Raw genomic sequence first — 14,861 nt, 5'->3', positions numbered from 1 at the left:
TTCAGGTGCCTTTTGACACCGTGATGGTGGGGAACTTGGCGGTGAAGTCACGCGCCTTCTGGGCGATGCGCAGGGCCAAGCGGCGCGCCACGGCCGTGTACAGCGCCGAGATCTCGCCGGCCGGCTCGGCCGCCACCGTGGGCCGGCCGCTGTCGGCCTGCTCGCGGATGCTCAGCGCCAGTGGCAGCGAGCCCAGGTGCTCGACGCCGTACTGCTCGGCCATGCGCTTGCCACCATCGGCCCCGAAGACGTGCTCGGAGTGGCCGCAGTTGGGGCAGCAGTACACGGCCATGTTCTCGACGATGCCGAGGATGGGCACGCCCACCTTCTCGAACATCTTCAGGCCCTTCTTCGCGTCGATCAGCGCGATGTCCTGCGGCGTCGTCACGATCACCGCGCCCGTGAGCGGCACACGCTGGCTCAGCGTGAGCGCGATGTCACCAGTGCCGGGCGGCATGTCAACGAGCAGGTAGTCCAGGTCGGCCCAATTCGTCTGGCGCAGCAGCTGATCGAGCGCCTGGGTGGCCATCGGGCCGCGCCAGATCATGGCCTGGTCGGGCTCGATCATGAAACCGATGCTCATGACCTGCACCCCGTGCGCCTCGAGCGGCTTCATGGTCTTGCCGTCCTCGCTCTCGGGCCGGTGCTCGGGCCCGGCCAGGCCCAGCATGGTGGGCTGGCTGGGGCCGTAGATGTCGGCATCGAGGATGCCCACCCGCGCGCCCTCGGCGGCCAGCGCCAGCGCCAGGTTGACGGTGGTGGTGCTCTTGCCGACGCCCCCCTTGCCCGAAGCCACGGCGATCACGTTCTTCACGCCTGGCAGCAGCTGCACGCCGCGCTGCACGGCATGAGCGGCGATGCGCGTGACGATCTCGGCTCGCACCATCGTGACGCCCGGCACCGTGCGCGCGGCCGCGGCCAGCGACTCGCGCATCTCGGCGTGGCGGCTGCGCGCCGGGTAGCCGATCTCAAGCTCGAAGGCCACCTCGCCGCCGACGATGCGCAGGTTCTTCAGCGCCCTGGGCTGCACCAGCGGCTGGCCGGTGGCCGGGTCGATCACGGTGGCCAGGGCGGCCTGCAGGTCGGCTTGGGTGGGGGCGGTCATGCGGGTGAGGCGGTTGGACGGCGGAGGGAGCGCAGTCTATCGGCGCCGCCCGCCCCTGCTGGCGACGCGGGCGGGCTGGGTGCAGCGCGGCCCTGGGGGCGCTCAGCGGCACTCACTCGACCCGACGCACCCGGACGAACGAACGCGCGCCCTCAATCTCGAGCACAAAGCTGCCCAGGGCGCCACGGCGCACGACGGCTCGTGGGCTGTCGAGCCAATACACGCCACGGCTGTCGTCGGCGACCTGCCACACCTGGCCGTTGGCGAGCCGGATGTGATCGCGTGGGTTCCAGCCCTCGAAGCGGCCGACGATCCGGCTCTCGACGCGTTCGGCGGCATCGGGTATCTCCGAAAACCCAAAACGCGAAGCGGCCACGCCGCTGGCCGCTGTCCAGGCAGCCTCCCCGCCGACGGCGGCGGCCGGCAGCACGATCGCGTCGTAGCAGGCCAGTCGCGCCTTGTCGACAGGGAGCGCGCGACAACGGCGCACAGCGTCGGGGTCGGCAAGGGCAGCAGACGATGCCAGAGCAAGGAGCAGCGGAGCAATGAGGGGCTGGCGCATGGGCGAAGGATGTCATGGGCAAGAAAGGACGGAGCCGACCCCCGCTCCTAGAATTCCACCATGACTCGCCGACTCTTTGTCACCACCGCCCTGCCTTACGCCAACGGCCCGTTCCACATCGGCCACATCATGGAGTACATCCAGGCCGACACCTGGGTGCGGCTGCAGCGCATGCGCGGGCACGAGGTGCACTTCGTCTGCGCCGACGACACCCACGGCGCGCCGATCATGATCGCCGCCGAGAAGGCGGGCCTGACGCCGCAGCAGTTCGTGGCCGGCGTGGCAGCCACGCGCAAGCCCATGCTCGACGGCTTCCACATCGCCTTCGACCACTGGCACAGCACCGACGCACCCGAGAACCATGCCCTGGCCAAGAGCATCTACCTGGCGCTGCGCGAGGCCGGGCTGATCGAATCGCGCGCCATCGAGCAGTTCTTCGACCCCGACAAAGGCATGTTCCTGGCTGACCGCTTCGTCAAGGGCGAGTGCCCGAACTGCGGCGCGAAGGACCAGTACGGCGACAACTGCGAGGTCTGCGGCGCCGTGTACCAGCCCCTCGAGCTGAAGAACCCGTACTCGGCGCTCAGTGGCGCCACGCCTGTGCTGCGCACCAGCGAGCACTTTTTCTTCAAGCTGTCGGACCCACGCTGCGTGGCCTTCCTCGAAGCCTGGACGCAGGACGGCCGCCTGCAGCCCGAGGTGGCCAACAAGGTGCGCGAGTGGTTCAAGCGCGACGAGGAAGGCCGTGTGAGCCTGGGCGACTGGGACATCAGCCGCGACGCGCCCTACTTCGGCATCGAGATCCCCGACGCGCCGGGCAAGTACTTCTACGTCTGGCTCGACGCGCCCGTGGGTTACCTGGCCTCGCTGCAGGCGCACCTGGCTCAGGCAGGGCTTGAGCTCGACGCCTACCTGGCCGACCCGGCGATTGAGCAGGTGCACTTCATCGGCAAGGACATCGTCACCTTCCACACCCTCTTCTGGCCGGCGATGCTCAAGTTCAGCGGCCGCAAGGTGCCAGACCGCGTCTACGTGCACGGTCACCTCACTGTGAGCGGCGAGAAGATGAGCAAGAGCCGCGGCACCGGCATCAGCCCGGCTCGTTGGCTCGAACTCGGGCTCGATGCCGAGTGGCTGCGCTACTACATCGCCGCCAAGCTCAACGCGCGGGTCGAGGACCTCGACTTCAACCCCGAGGACTTCGTCGCCCGCGTCAACAGCGATCTCGTGGGCAAATACGTCAACATCGCCAGCCGCGCGGCGGGCTTCATGGCCAAGCGCTTCGGCGGCCGGCTCAGTGCCGATGTCGGCGTGGAAGGCCGCGCGCTGCTCGATGGCCTGCGGGTGCACGCCGACACGGTGGTCAACCTGTACGACAGCCGCGAGTTCGGCAAGGCGCTGCGCGAGGTCATGCTGCTGGCCGACCGCGTCAACGAGTACGTCGACCAGCGCAAGCCCTGGGAGCTCGCCAAGCAGCCCGGCATGGACGCGGCCCTGCACGACGTGTGCACCGTGTGCCTGGAGGCCTTCCGCGTACTGACGGTGTACCTCAAGCCGGTGCTGCCGGCGCTGGCGGCCAAGGTCGAGGCCTTCCTGCAGGTGGCCCCGCTGCAGTGGGCCGACGCGCAGCGCTCGATGGGCGCACACGGCGTTGGCAGCTGGCAGCACCTGATGCAGCGCGTGGACCTGGCCAAGGTGGAGGCGCTGTTCGAGGCGCCCGCCGCCTCCGCGCCCACCGCCGCCCACCTGCCCGGGGGCGAGGCCATCGCGCCCGAGATCGCCATCGGCGACTTCACCAAGATCGATCTGCGCATCGCCCGCATCGTGGTCGCCGAGCCGGTGGAAGGTAGCTCCAAGCTTCTGCGCCTGACGCTGGACGTCGGCGAGGGTCGCACGCGCAACGTGTTCTCGGGCATCGCCGCCAACTACCCGCCAGAACATCTGGCCGGCAAGCTCACGGTGGTGGTGGCCAACCTCGCGCCGCGCAAGATGAAGTTCGGCGTCAGCGAGGGCATGGTGCTGGCCGCGAGCCACGCGGACGAGAAGGCCGCACCGGGCATCTACCTGCTCGAACCCTGGGCCCTCGCGCAGCCCGGCATGCGCGTGCGCTGATTCGAGCGCGGCTTGCGCCGCGTCAGGCCCGCGCAGGGCCGGGCGGCGCAGAATCGACGGCAGATGCCGCCGGTCTCGCTGCACCCCTTCCGCCCGCGGATGCTCGACGCGCTGCAGGGCTACGACCGCGGCCGCTTCGCGCGCGACCTCGGCGCCGGCCTCACGGTGGGCATCGTCGCGCTGCCGCTGGCGCTGGCCTTCGGCATTGCCAGCGGCGTCAAGCCTGAGCAAGGATTGATCACGGCGATCGTGGCCGGCTTCCTGATCAGCGCCCTGGGCGGCAGTCCGGTGCAGATCGGCGGGCCGGCAGGGGCCTTCATCGTCATCGTCTACGGCATCGTCGAGAAGCACGGCATCACCGGGCTGCTGATCAGCACCTTTGCCGCCGGGCTGCTGATGCTGGCCATGGGGCTGCTTCGCCTGGGCGCGCTGATCCGGTACATCCCGATCAGCATCGTCATCGGCTTCACCAACGGCATCGCGGTGCTGATCGCGCTGTCGCAGCTGCGCGACGCACTCGGCCTGCCCATCGACAAAATGCCGGCCGAGTTCTTCGCCCAGGCGGCCCTGCTTGCGCGGCACCTTTCGCACACCAACCTGCACGCGCTCGCGCTCACCGCCGGCAGCGTGGCGCTGCTGCTGCTGTGGCCGCGGGGTGCGGGGCGCTGGCGGGCTTTGCAGCGTGTGCCCGGGCCCATCGTCGTGCTGGTGCTGGCCACCGCACTGGTGAGCGTGCTGCAGTTGCCGGTGGAAACCATCGGCAGCCGCTTCGGCGAGATCCCGCGCGGCCTGCCGGCCATCGAGCTGCCGCCGCTGGCTTGGGAGCGGCTGCAGCAGCTCACCATCCCGATCATCACCATCGCGCTGCTCGGTGCCATCGAGTCGCTGCTGTGCGCACGCGTGGCCGACGGAATGACCGAGTTCAAGCGCCACGACCCCAACCAGGAGCTGATGGCGCAGGGGGTGGCCAACATGGTGACGCCGTTCTTCGGCGGCATCCCGGCCACCGGCACCATCGCGCGCACCGTCACCAACGTGCGCGCCGGCGCCACCAGCCCGGTGGCGGGTATCGTGCACGCCGCGGTGCTGCTGCTGGTGCTGCTGGTGGCGGCCCCGCTGGCCGGGCATGTGCCGCTGGCGGCGCTGGCCGGCATCCTGCTTTTCGTGGCCTGGAACATGTTCGAGGGCCACCAGTTCCTGCGCCTGAGGCAGTTTGCGGCCACCTACCGCACACTGATGATCACCACCTTCGTGCTCACCATCGTGTTCGACCTGACGGTGGCGGTCGAGGTGGGGCTGGTGCTGGCTTGCCTGTTCTTCATCTGGCGCATGGGCCAGCTGTTCAGCGTGCAGCCGCGCGCGGCCGACGCCGACGCGCCGCTGCCCGAGGGCATGGCGGTGTTCGAGCTCTACGGCTCGCTGTTCTTCGGCGCGGTGGGCAAGATCGAATCGCTGCCCGAACAGTTGCCCACCGGGACCTGCACGCTGGTGCTTGACATGCAGCGTCTGGTGTCGATGGACACCACGGGCCTGGACGCGCTGGAGCAGCTCTGGCGCACGCTGCAGCGCCGCCCGGTGGTGCTGGTGCTGGCCAACGTGAACGCGCAGCCGCTGTCGCTGATCCGCCGCGGCGGCTTCGAGGCGCGGATCGGCGCCGAAAACATCGTCAGCGGACTCGAGGTCGCGCTGCGGGCGCGCAGGCCCTGATCAGCGCCAGGGCGGCGGCGCCTCGAACACGGTGGCCAGCGCACGCTGGGCCGCGGGCAGACCCTGGCGGCGGCGCTCGGCCAGCAGCCCGCGCACAAACCAGGCTGATGCCGTCGGCTCAGAATGGGCGGCGAGCCGGGCGTCGGCGGTGTGCAGGTCGTTGAGCTCGCCCAGGCAGTTGAGCGCCGGTTTGAGTGCCGCTATGGCGCGCCGCAGCCGCTTCGGCGGCAAGAGCGGCGCCAGCGCCTCCATCAGGTAGCGCAGGCGCTTGGCGCGCTTGCGCAGGGTGTGCAAGGCCTCGGGCGAGGCAGCCGAGATGCCGCGCGCACCGCGCTTCACGCGCTTCCACAGCGGCTGCAGCAGGGCCGCGGCATCGGCGCGGCCGAAGGGCTGAGCCGCGGTCTGCACCGCGGCCTCTTCGGCGGCCTGAAGCTTGCCGCCCGGTCCTGGCCCATCGGCGGGGCTTGAAGCCAAGTCGGGCTGAGCGGACGTCAGGGCCAAGGCCAGGCTGCGCAGCAGCAGGGTCTGCACCTCGGCTCCGCGCAGCACTGCCGCGGGTTCGGGCTTGGAACCCACCGCCTCCACGGGCCAGACCAAGGGCGGCAGCCCGGCAGCGGCCAATGCGGCATCGAGCTCGGGGGCCAGGTCGCCGGCCAGCACGTCGGCATCGCGTGCCGCACCCAATGCGCCAAAGGGCCGGGCCCAGTCGCGATCCAGCGCCAGAGCCTCGGCGGCCGCGACACCGGCCAACGGCGCGGCCTCGCGCAGCACGCTGCGCAGCCGCCTCAGACCCACGCGCAGCTGGTGCAGATGCTCGGGCGCGGCGGTGCCGGCCGCGATCTCGGCCGCATTGGGCAGCACCTGCGACAGCGCCCCGTGCAGCATCGCCGCCAGCGCCTGCCCCGGTGTCTGGCCCTCGGCCACGGCGCTGGGAGCGGCGTGCACGGCCGGCACCTCATGCAGGCCCTCGGCCAGGCGGAAGCCGCGCTCGGACTTGGTGCGCACGTCCCACCACAGCCCGTGGCGCACCACCCAACGGCCGGCCAACGCCACCAGCGCGGCCGAGGGCCCGGCCAGCAGCTCAAACTCCAGCTCGTTGACGGCAAGCCGCTGGCCGGCAGCCTCGATGTGGCCGCGGTCGTGCGCGAGTTCCACCATGGCGCCCGCGCTGCGCAGGCGGCGAAGCGTCCGACGGATGTCGGTGCGGTAGAGCACCTGCAGCGGTGCGCCGTCGGCCAGCAGGGCGATCAGCCGCTCGCCCACCGGCAAGCCAGCGTGGCGCTTGGCGTCGAAGGCCGGAAGCGCAGCACCGCCGGCCACCGGCACCTCGTGCTCGGGGCGGGCCATCAGACCGTCGCCGCGGCCCTTGAGCGTCTGCACCCAGCGGCGGCCTTCGCGGCGCAGGCGCAGCGCCAGCCCGGCGGCAGCCAGGCGCCGGTCGGCGGTGTCAGCGTAGGCGGCCTGCAGCCGGATGACCTGCGCCGAGGCCGTGGCCACAGCGCGCGCCAGTGCCGCCGCCTGGGTGGGTGGCACCTGGAACTTCAGCTCGATCTCGTTCATTCCCGCTCACCGCGGCGCCGCGGCCTAAAATCAGGGCTTGCAAGAGGATACCCCCCAAGCCCCGCCATGCCACTGTTCTGGAAGCCTTACAAGTCGGACGTCACCTCGTTCATCGACGAGCTCAAGGCCAAGAAACCCACGCTCGAGGCCGAGCAGCGCGCCGGCCGGGCGCTGCTGTGGGACCGGGCGCCCGACCGCCAGGCGCAGGCCGAATGGCAAGCCGCGCGCGTGGCTCAGAAGCCCTACGTCTACCAGACCGACATTGCGCCGGCTGCCGGCAGCGGCACGTGAGCGCTGAGGCGACGAGCCTGTTGCCCGGGGTGCCGGCCGGTGACGCCGCAGGCGACGTCGTCGCCGCGGCCTTGTCACCCGATGTGGTCGACCAGGTGGCGGTGGCGCGCCTGTACGGCGAGCCGCTGTTCCGCATGCCGCAGGACCTGTACATCCCGCCCGACGCGCTGGAGGTCTTTCTGGAGGCCTTCGAAGGGCCGCTGGACCTACTGCTCTACCTGATCCGCAAGCAGAACTTCAACATCCTCGACATCCCGCTGGCCAGCGTCACGCGACAGTACCTGGAGTACGTGGAGCAGATCCGGACCCACAACCTCGAACTGGCCAGCGAGTACCTGCTGATGGCGGCCATGCTCATCGAGATCAAGAGCCGGATGCTGCTGCCGCCCCGGAAGACGGCCGACGGCGCCGAGGCCGAGGACCCGCGCGCCGAGCTCGTGCGGCGGCTGGTGGAGTACGAGCAGATCAAGCTCGCTGCGGTGCGCCTGGGCCAGCTGCCGTTGGCGGGCCGCGACTTCCTGCGCGCCCAGGTGCACATCGAGCAGAGCCTGCAGCCACGCTGGCCCGATGTGAGCCCCGACGACCTGCGCGAGGCCTGGCGCGAGATCCTGGCACGCGCCAGGCTCACGGCGCACCACACGATCACGCGCGAGCAGCTCTCGGTGCGCGAGCACATGAGCCTGGTGCTGCGGCGGCTGCAGGGGCGGCGCTTCCTCGAGTTCCACGAGCTGTTCGACACCTCGCGAGGCATGCCGGTGCTGGTGGTGACCTTCATCGCGATGCTGGAGCTCAGTCGCGAACACCTGCTCGAGGTGACGCAGGCCGAGGCCTTCGCGCCGATTTACGTGCGGCTGGCGTACTCGCCGAGTTGATCTGCCCATGTTCCTGCGTGCCGCGGCCCGGATGACGCAGCTGGCGATGCTGGCGGGGCCCTGCTGCTGCCGGCGCTGGCGCGCGCCGTGGCGGGCAACGGCGTCACCACCTGGGCCGAGATCTGCACAGCTCAGTGCACGCGGGTGGTGCCCCTGGCCGAGGGGGGCAAGCCCACCGTCTCGTTGCACGGCGCCTGGGACCACGGCTGATCCTTTTGTTTTCGCTGGGCCACCGGGCCTGGCTCAACCCTTACCGGACGATTTCTCCATGTCGACCACGATCCTGTTCAACCGTTCTTTCGCCGCCCTGGCGGCCACGCTGGCGCTGGCCGCGACGGCGCAAGCCCAGGTCACCGTCAAGGACCCGTGGGTCCGCGGCACGGTGGCGCAGCAAAGCGCCACCGGCCTGTTTGCCCAGATCACCGCGCCCCAGGGCGGCAAGCTCGTCGCCGGCTCATCGCCGGTGGCCGGCGTCGTCGAGATCCACGAGATGAAGATGGAAGGCACGACGATGAAGATGCGCGCCATCCCCGGGCTGGACCTGCCCGCAGGCCGACCCGTCGAGCTCAAGCCCGGCGGCCATCACGTGATGCTGATGGACCTGAAGCGCCCCCTGAAGGCCGGCGAGAACGTGCCGGTGTCGCTGGTGATCGAGACCGCAGGCGGCCAGCGCGAGACCGTGGAGCTGCAGGCCGTGGTGCGCACCTTGTCGGGCACCGCCGCAACCCGTGAGGGTCACGGCCACCACGGACATCGGCACTGAGACAGGACGCGCAGGCCCGACGGGGCCTGCGCTCACCGCCCCGCCGGCTTGCCCGCGAACAGAGCCGCGGCGCGTGTCTTCAGCTCCAGCAGTTCACTGGCACTGATCGACAGCTGCCCGGCACCGTTGACGTCGACCTTGAACTCGACGTCGCGGTCATGGCTGGTGAGTGTGCCGGCCGCGAACTCGTAGTCCTTGCGGCGCCAGGGCTGGCCTTCGGCCTCGGCGTCGTAGTCGACAAAGGCCAGACCTTCTATCTCGCCGCTGGCGAGGTTCAGCATGGCACGCGCGTCGATCACATCTTCGGTGGTCTCGAAGGCGATGGCGATGGGGACTTTCAGGTCCAAGGGCGGATCCGCTTCGGTTGGTTCGGCCTGTGATTGTGAACGCTCGGCGGTTCGGCAGCCGCAGCGCAGAGCACAGAGTCAGCAACGGCCGCGACTCAAGCCACCCAGCGCCGCAGGTTGCGGAACATCCGAAGCCACGGGCTGGCGGCCGACTCTTCGCCGCCGGCCGCGAAGCTCATCTGCAGGTTGCGGAACACACGCTCAGGGTGCGGCATCAGCGCCGTGAAGCGACCGTCGGCCGTGGTGACGGCCGTGTGGCCGCCGGGGCTGCCGTTGGGGTTGGCGGGATAGGTCTCGGTGGGTGCGCCGCTGCCGTCGACGAAACGCATCGCGCCCAGCACGCGCTGGGCGTCGCCGCGCTGCGAGAAGTCGGCAAAGCCCTCGCTGTGCGTCACCGCGATGGGCACACGGCTGCCGGCCATGCCGGTGAAAAACTTGCCGCCCTGATGTTGGTCGCAGCGGGCTCGGCCGACGCCCAGACGCCGCGCAGGCGCAACATCATTCTGATCGTCGCCGACGACCTGGGTTATGGCGACCTGGGCGTCCAGGGCGGCCGCGACGCGAAAACCCCCAACCTGGATCGGCTGGCGGCCCAGGGCGTCCGCATGACGGACGCCTATGCCAACCATGCCAGCTGCGCGCCGAGTCGGGCCGCCCTGATGACCGGGCGCCATCAGCATCGCTTCGGTTTCGAGAACAATCCGGGCCCGGCTCAGCAGTCCTCGCCGACGGTGGGACTCCCGCGCGATGTCGGAATCCTGCCGGAACGCCTTCGGGCGCTAGGAGCGTGGGCGGCAAGTGGCACATCGGCTTCATGCCCGAAAACCTGCCGACGGCGCGCGGTTTCGACCGCTTCTACGGCTTCCTTGACGGGGCCATGGCCTTCACCTGCCGACGCCCGCTCGGGCCGCAAGGACATCCTGCGCGGAACCGAGCCGGCCCCCATGCCGGCCCACACCACCGAGGCGTTCACGGACGAAGCGGTCGATTTCATTCAGGACAACCGGGATCGGCCGCTCTTCCTCTGCGCGGCCCACACCGCCGTTCACGCGCCGCTTCAGACCACCGGTCCCTACCTCGCCGGGTTCGCCCCTGTGAAGGATCCCCAGCGGCGCACCTACCTGGCCATGCTGGCCGCACTGGACGATGCGGTCGGCCGCATCATGGGCGCGGTCGACAGCGCCGGTCTGGCCCGCGACACCTTGATCGTCTTCACCAGCGACAACGGCGGTCCCACCTGGCAGACCACGTCATCCAACGGCCCGTTGAACGGGGTGAAGGCGCTGATGCTGGAGGGCGGCATCCGCGTTCCGACCCTGCTGCGCTGGACCGGCCGCCGATCCTCTCCGGTCAGACCCGCCCCGCCCCCGCGCGCCGCCTCTTTTGGCGCGGCGGGCCCCAGGGCGCGATCTGGCCGCCGCCGAGCCCGCGCGGCTGACCCAGATCAGGGCCGACTGGCTGGCCTGGGCCGCCACCATGCCTCAGCCCACTTGGGGATCGCTGAACCGCACCGACCGCGCGACGCCGGGCGAACTCAAGGCCCTGGTCTCGGGTTACATCCAGGGCCTGCCGGTCGAGCCCCGGTCGCTGCTCTACGGCGGTGGTCCGGAGCAGACTCAGATCGCGGCGAACGTGCGCTCGATCAACCAGTAAGCCGACAGGGTTCCGATCACGTAGGCGGGCGCGAGGGCGCTCCAGGCGGGGGGGCGCCAGGTGAAGCGCGTCGCCGCGAGATGCCAGGCCCACATCAGCGCCAGCACCCCGCCGATGAAGATCAACTGGCCGATCTCCACACCGACGTTGAACAACAGCAGCGCCTGCGGCGCCTCGCCAGGCGGCAGGCCGATGTCAGCGAGCACGCCTGCGAAGGCCATGCCGTGCAACAGGCCGAACAGGAATGCGATCACCCACGGCCGCCGCTGGGCCAGGGTCGGTCGTGTGCGCGCCTTCGGCATCAGCTCCAGCGCCACGAACAGGATGCTGAGCGCCACCAGCGCCTCGATCGCCGCCGAAGGGAAGGTGATGTAGCCCAGCGCCGCCAAGGCCAGCGTGATGCTGTGGGCCGCAGTGAACGCCGTCACCGCCTTCACCAGCCGCCCGTTCGGACCGATCAGCAACAGCAGTGCCGACACGAACAGCAGGTGGTCGATCCCGGCCAGTATGTGCTCGACGCCGAGCCGCAGGTAACCCGGAACCGCGATGCCCTGGGCCGGAGTCAGATCGAGCACCAGACGCGGTTCGGACGGACGGATCACGTAGCCGAGGCCCGTGCCGTCCTTCAGCGTAATCCGCACCAGCACATCGGTGACGCTCTGGGCCAGCCCCTCGATCTCCAGCGTCTGGCCGTCCAGCGGCGGGCCGCCGGAAATCCGCCAGGTCTGGGTCACATAGGTCGGCGCAAACTGTTCGCTGACGGGCTCAGCCTTGAGCGCCCCTCCGGAGAGGTGTGGCACGAGCCGGAGCGCCATCTCGCCGACTACGGGGCGCTTCCAGGTGATCTCGTAGGCCGCCGGCCCAGTCTCCTTGATCCGCACCAGCGCCGGGCGCACCTCGTGCGCCCAGACTGCGCCGGCCGCGGCGATCCAGGCGAACAGCACCGCGCAGGCAAGTCCGAACCACCGCCTCATTGCGGCAAGCCCGCGATCTCCACCTTGTAGCGCTTGCGCAGGCTGGCGCGGAACGCCCGATTGGCCTCCTGGCGCCGTTCCGCCATCCAGGCCCCGAGGACGACGTCGCGAACCTCGGACCACGGCGGCTGCTCTTGCGGGCGTCGCGCCTCCACCCGCACCAGATGGACGCCGAATGCTGAGACGACCGGCCCCGTCCAGGCCCCGACCGGCGCCTTGCGCACGGCCGCGGCGAACTCCGGGCCATAGTCGCGGGCGAGATCCGCGTCGGTGATGTCGGCATAGGTCAGCGGCAGGAGGGATGGGTCGCTCATTGGCGAGCCGCCGGCGGACAGTTGGCTCAACGCCTCACGCGCCGCCGCGTCCGGCGTTTCGCCGGTCCGGTCCTGGTTGAAGAACAGATGCCGCATCGCGACCCGTCCCGGCGTGGCGTAACGGGCCTTGTGGCGGTCATGATAGGCCTGCAACGTCGTGTCGTCGGGCTCGGGGATTTCGGCCACGTCCTCGCTGGCGAAGGCCATCTTCTGGGCCAGCCGGCGACGCACGATCATGTCGTTCTGGTCGAGACCAAGCCGGATCGCCTCGCGCGACAGCAGTTCCTCGTCGACCCGCTCCTGGATCAGGGCGGCCAGCTCGTCGCGGGTCGGCGGACGCTGGGATTGCAGTTCCCAATAGGCGGCGATCTGCTCGATCTCCGCCGCTTCGATCCGCACGACCGGCCGCTGCAGACCGCCGGCGAAGGCGATGGCGCCGAACAACAAAGCGCCCAGCACCAGAAAATGGACGAAGGGCTCGCGCAACAGGTCGCGCATCACCTTCCGGACCGCCGGCGGCCGACTCTCGGGCATTGTCTCCTGGCTCACGCCGTGGGTTCGACCCAGATGGGCGAGGACCAGGCGCGCTCCATGATGGTCGGGGCGAGCTTGGGGTTGGGGGGCGTGCCGTTGCGCAGCGCGTCCCAGGTGGACCAGCGGCAGGAGGGGTTCTCCAGCACCCGGACGTAGTAGAAGGCCCGCTGCTTGGGGTTATAGCCCGGGTCCGACCAGACCGTGCGCAACTCGACGTCGCCCTTGAAGCGGTCCGGCGTGCAGGTGGAGAGGTCAACGGCGGCCCCGTTGCCGGGGCAGCGGTTGGTCGCCGGATCCACCTTCAGCCCGTCCGAGCAGGCGACATCGAACACCTTCTCCTTAGCCTCGCCGTTCTCGATCCAGCCCTTCACCACCTGAGCGCGCTGCAGGTAGCCGGCCCGCGGATCGCGCACCGCCCAGACCAGGAACTTGGGCGCCTTGCCCCGCGTCGCCAGCAGATCCCCACCCATGGGCACGCCCCGGGCATAGGCCTGACGCACCGTATCGGCGCGGCTCAGCAGATCCGCCGGAAAGTCGTGGCTGGCGAAGAACCGCACCTTGATGCGCGGACCCGACGTCGCGAACGTCTCCTTCCGGCGCATCGCCGCATAGATCGCCTCGCGGCTGTTTTCCTCCGCCCAGACGCCCGCAAGGCCCGAGGCGCCCCAGGCCTGATAGCGGCCGCCGGCCGCGGCCGGGTCGGTCCCGTGCCAGTCCAGGGCGCCCAGGGGCGGGGTCGAGCCGCGCAGTTCGGGGCGTGAATCAGGGCGTCCGGTCTTTGAGAAGTAGTTCGGCTCCTCAACACTGCCCGGCGCCGCATTATGCGTGTCCGAGCCGCCGATGAGTCCGAACTTGAACGGGTTCGCGCCGACCTTCTCACGGATGATGATCCCGTCCTGAAGCGCGCGGCGCACATAGCCGCCCCCGAACTTGGTGATGGCCTTGGGCTGGCCGATATAGCTCTCCATGATCTCGAAGTTAGCCCATTCGTCATTGGGCGAAAGCGAGGGATGGGTGTCCGACGTGCCCTTGATCTGGGTCGTCTCGACAATCGGCTCGTTGCGCATCCGAGCTTCGGCATAGGCCTTGTCTATGGACTGCCCGTTGAGCCTGACGCTGTCGAACATCAGCCCGTCAGAGCCGTTGGAGTTGTGCGGAATGGCCATCGCTTCGACGCCCTTGGCCCGCCATCCGTCCATGGCCTTCCAGAGGTCTTCCGGATCGCGCGACATGTTGGCGTCGAACGGCAGCTCCGAGACCCGGCCGTCCCGATAGATCACATTGCGGTGCAGGTTCCGTCCATCGGGCCCCGAGGTGTACTCATAGCCGACAAAGGTGGTGAAGCGCCCCGGCTCATTGTGACGGGCGGCCGCCTCCTGGACCTCGCGCCAGGCCCGGGAGACGATCTCCCGGTCGCTGAACTCCGGCGGCAAGGTGCCGTCCCGGAAGCCGATGACGATGCGGCGGAAGGCGCGACCGATCGCCGCCGGATCGCTCGAAAACAGGCCCTCGGTGACCGGCAGCTTCGACAGCGGGCTCTTGGTGTCGTTGGCCTCGCGGATGGCCCCCATGAACTCAGCGTGGTCGGTCACCGCGGTGAAGTCGAGCGGACCGCCCGCCAGCCTTATGTCAAACCCGCCGGCATGGCCGATCGCCTCGCCCTTGGCGAACCGATAGGCGTCGTCCGGCGTCTTGCGGACGTTGAAGATATAGGCGTCGAACGACAGGTGCGTGTGCACGTGCAGATCGCCGAAATAGGCGTTGCGATCCGGATCATGTCCCGGGAGCCGGCCCGACGCCGACGGAGCCGCCGTCCGAGCTGATGACGCCGGCGTTGTCGCTGCCGCTTCGGCCTTCTTCCCGCCGCCGGACTGCGCGCTGAGCGCCGTGCCGGCGACAAGCGCGCCCACGGCCACCGCTGGGATTCCATACCGCGCCAGTTCACGAAGTTTCTTGGCCACCATCATCTCCAAAGCTCAGGCTGCGGGTTCGACCCATATGGCGGACGACCAGGCACGCTCCATGATGGTCGGGGCGAGCTTGGGGTTGGGGGCGTGCCGTTGCGCA

Annotated in this window: 14 protein-coding genes and 1 pseudogene; 7 read left to right on the top strand and 8 right to left on the bottom strand. The window is 69.8% G+C overall.

Annotation, left to right across the window (positions count from 1 at the left end; genetic code table 11):
- Position 1 precedes the first annotated feature (1 nt).
- Positions 2 to 1,105 carry an iron-sulfur cluster carrier protein ApbC gene (gene apbC / locus KA711_15840; GenBank protein ID MCM0610440.1) on the bottom strand — a complete coding sequence of 368 codons (1,104 nt, stop codon included), beginning with the start codon at positions 1,103 to 1,105 and terminating at the stop codon, positions 2 to 4.
- Between the two features lie 112 nt (positions 1,106 to 1,217).
- Entirely contained in the window at positions 1,218 to 1,667 is a 450-nt protein-coding gene (locus KA711_15835) for a hypothetical protein (GenBank protein ID MCM0610439.1), read from the bottom strand.
- A 60-nt stretch (positions 1,668 to 1,727) separates the two neighbouring features.
- Here KA711_15835 and metG point away from each other — a divergent pair, with 60 nt between their 5' ends.
- Both metG and KA711_15825 read left to right on the top strand, forming a co-directional pair.
- Complete coding sequence (metG, locus tag KA711_15830) at positions 1,728 to 3,779, top strand: methionine--tRNA ligase (protein ID MCM0610438.1); 2,052 nt, start codon at positions 1,728 to 1,730, stop codon at positions 3,777 to 3,779.
- 63 nt (positions 3,780 to 3,842) lie between these two features.
- Positions 3,843 to 5,486: an STAS domain-containing protein gene (locus KA711_15825; GenBank protein MCM0610437.1), complete on the top strand. Its 1,644-nt coding sequence runs from the start codon at positions 3,843 to 3,845 to the stop codon at positions 5,484 to 5,486.
- Here the strand turns inward: KA711_15825 and KA711_15820 are convergent, their stop codons facing one another.
- Entirely contained in the window at positions 5,487 to 7,046 is a 1,560-nt protein-coding gene (locus KA711_15820) for a CYTH and CHAD domain-containing protein (GenBank protein ID MCM0610436.1), read from the bottom strand.
- A gap of 66 nt (positions 7,047 to 7,112) precedes the next feature.
- Between KA711_15820 and KA711_15815 the strand changes: the two genes are divergently transcribed.
- From KA711_15815 to KA711_15805, 3 genes are all read left to right on the top strand, one after another.
- Complete coding sequence (locus tag KA711_15815) at positions 7,113 to 7,337, top strand: DUF3460 family protein (GenBank protein ID MCM0610435.1); 225 nt, start codon at positions 7,113 to 7,115, stop codon at positions 7,335 to 7,337.
- On the top strand, positions 7,259 to 8,209 hold the full coding sequence (locus tag KA711_15810; GenBank protein MCM0610434.1) for a segregation/condensation protein A: 951 nt from the start codon (positions 7,259 to 7,261) through the stop codon (positions 8,207 to 8,209). The genes KA711_15815 and KA711_15810 overlap by 79 nt, the downstream gene beginning before the upstream one ends.
- 268 nt (positions 8,210 to 8,477) lie before the next feature.
- Positions 8,478 to 8,972 (top strand): copper chaperone PCu(A)C, encoded by a 495-nt coding sequence (locus KA711_15805; protein MCM0610433.1) that lies wholly within the window; start codon positions 8,478 to 8,480, stop codon positions 8,970 to 8,972.
- 32 nt (positions 8,973 to 9,004) lie between these two features.
- Here the strand turns inward: KA711_15805 and KA711_15800 are convergent, their stop codons facing one another.
- Together KA711_15800 and KA711_15795 are read right to left on the bottom strand one after the other, a co-directional pair.
- Positions 9,005 to 9,319, bottom strand: a complete 315-nt coding sequence (locus KA711_15800; GenBank protein ID MCM0610432.1) for a hypothetical protein — start codon at positions 9,317 to 9,319, stop codon at positions 9,005 to 9,007.
- Positions 9,320 to 9,414: 95 nt separating this feature from the next.
- On the bottom strand, positions 9,415 to 9,741 hold the full coding sequence (locus KA711_15795) for a phosphoribosylformylglycinamidine synthase subunit PurQ (GenBank protein MCM0610431.1): 327 nt from the start codon (positions 9,739 to 9,741) through the stop codon (positions 9,415 to 9,417).
- A 24-nt stretch (positions 9,742 to 9,765) separates the two neighbouring features.
- Between KA711_15795 and KA711_15790 the strand changes: the two are divergent.
- Positions 9,766 to 10,665 (top strand): annotated as a pseudogene (locus KA711_15790) (sulfatase-like hydrolase/transferase).
- A 130-nt stretch (positions 10,666 to 10,795) separates the two neighbouring features.
- Positions 10,796 to 10,972: a hypothetical protein gene (locus tag KA711_15785; protein ID MCM0610430.1), complete on the top strand. Its 177-nt coding sequence runs from the start codon at positions 10,796 to 10,798 to the stop codon at positions 10,970 to 10,972.
- Here the strand turns inward: KA711_15785 and KA711_15780 are convergent.
- The 3 genes from KA711_15780 to KA711_15770 are packed head-to-tail and all read right to left on the bottom strand — an operon-like array spanning position 10,936 to position 14,761.
- Positions 10,936 to 11,916 (bottom strand): HupE/UreJ family protein, encoded by a 981-nt coding sequence (locus KA711_15780; protein ID MCM0610429.1) that lies wholly within the window; start codon positions 11,914 to 11,916, stop codon positions 10,936 to 10,938. The two genes, KA711_15785 and KA711_15780, sit on opposite strands and share 37 nt — an antisense overlap.
- Positions 11,917 to 11,942: 26 nt before the next feature.
- Positions 11,943 to 12,758: a peptidyl-prolyl cis-trans isomerase gene (locus tag KA711_15775; protein ID MCM0610428.1), complete on the bottom strand. Its 816-nt coding sequence runs from the start codon at positions 12,756 to 12,758 to the stop codon at positions 11,943 to 11,945.
- Between the two features lie 47 nt (positions 12,759 to 12,805).
- Positions 12,806 to 14,761 (bottom strand): DUF3604 domain-containing protein, encoded by a 1,956-nt coding sequence (locus KA711_15770; GenBank protein ID MCM0610427.1) that lies wholly within the window; start codon positions 14,759 to 14,761, stop codon positions 12,806 to 12,808.
- Positions 14,762 to 14,861: the final 100 nt, after the last annotated feature.

Source organism: Ideonella sp. WA131b (genome assembly GCA_023657425.1).
Taxonomy (GTDB): Bacteria; Pseudomonadota; Gammaproteobacteria; order Burkholderiales; family Burkholderiaceae_C; genus Rubrivivax.
Note: the sequence above shows the minus strand (reverse complement) of the source record. Positions and strands in the feature narration are given on the sequence as shown.

Excerpts from the sequence above, each read along its gene's own strand:
- apbC (MCM0610440.1), bottom strand. The coding sequence starts at position 1,105 with ATGACCGCCCCCACCCAAGCCGACCTGCAGGCCGCCCTGGCCACCGTG.
- KA711_15835 (MCM0610439.1), bottom strand. The coding sequence starts at position 1,667 with ATGCGCCAGCCCCTCATTGCTCCGCTGCTCCTTGCTCTGGCATCGTCT.
- metG (MCM0610438.1), top strand. The coding sequence starts at position 1,728 with ATGACTCGCCGACTCTTTGTCACCACCGCCCTGCCTTACGCCAACGGC.
- KA711_15825 (MCM0610437.1), top strand. The coding sequence starts at position 3,843 with ATGCCGCCGGTCTCGCTGCACCCCTTCCGCCCGCGGATGCTCGACGCG.
- KA711_15820 (MCM0610436.1), bottom strand. The coding sequence starts at position 7,046 with ATGAACGAGATCGAGCTGAAGTTCCAGGTGCCACCCACCCAGGCGGCG.
- KA711_15815 (MCM0610435.1), top strand. The coding sequence starts at position 7,113 with ATGCCACTGTTCTGGAAGCCTTACAAGTCGGACGTCACCTCGTTCATC.
- KA711_15810 (MCM0610434.1), top strand. The coding sequence starts at position 7,259 with ATGGCAAGCCGCGCGCGTGGCTCAGAAGCCCTACGTCTACCAGACCGA.
- KA711_15805 (MCM0610433.1), top strand. The coding sequence starts at position 8,478 with ATGTCGACCACGATCCTGTTCAACCGTTCTTTCGCCGCCCTGGCGGCC.
- KA711_15795 (MCM0610431.1), bottom strand. The coding sequence starts at position 9,741 with ATGGCCGGCAGCCGTGTGCCCATCGCGGTGACGCACAGCGAGGGCTTT.
- KA711_15785 (MCM0610430.1), top strand. The coding sequence starts at position 10,796 with ATGCCTCAGCCCACTTGGGGATCGCTGAACCGCACCGACCGCGCGACG.
- KA711_15775 (MCM0610428.1), bottom strand. The coding sequence starts at position 12,758 with ATGCGCGACCTGTTGCGCGAGCCCTTCGTCCATTTTCTGGTGCTGGGC.
- KA711_15770 (MCM0610427.1), bottom strand. The coding sequence starts at position 14,761 with ATGATGGTGGCCAAGAAACTTCGTGAACTGGCGCGGTATGGAATCCCA.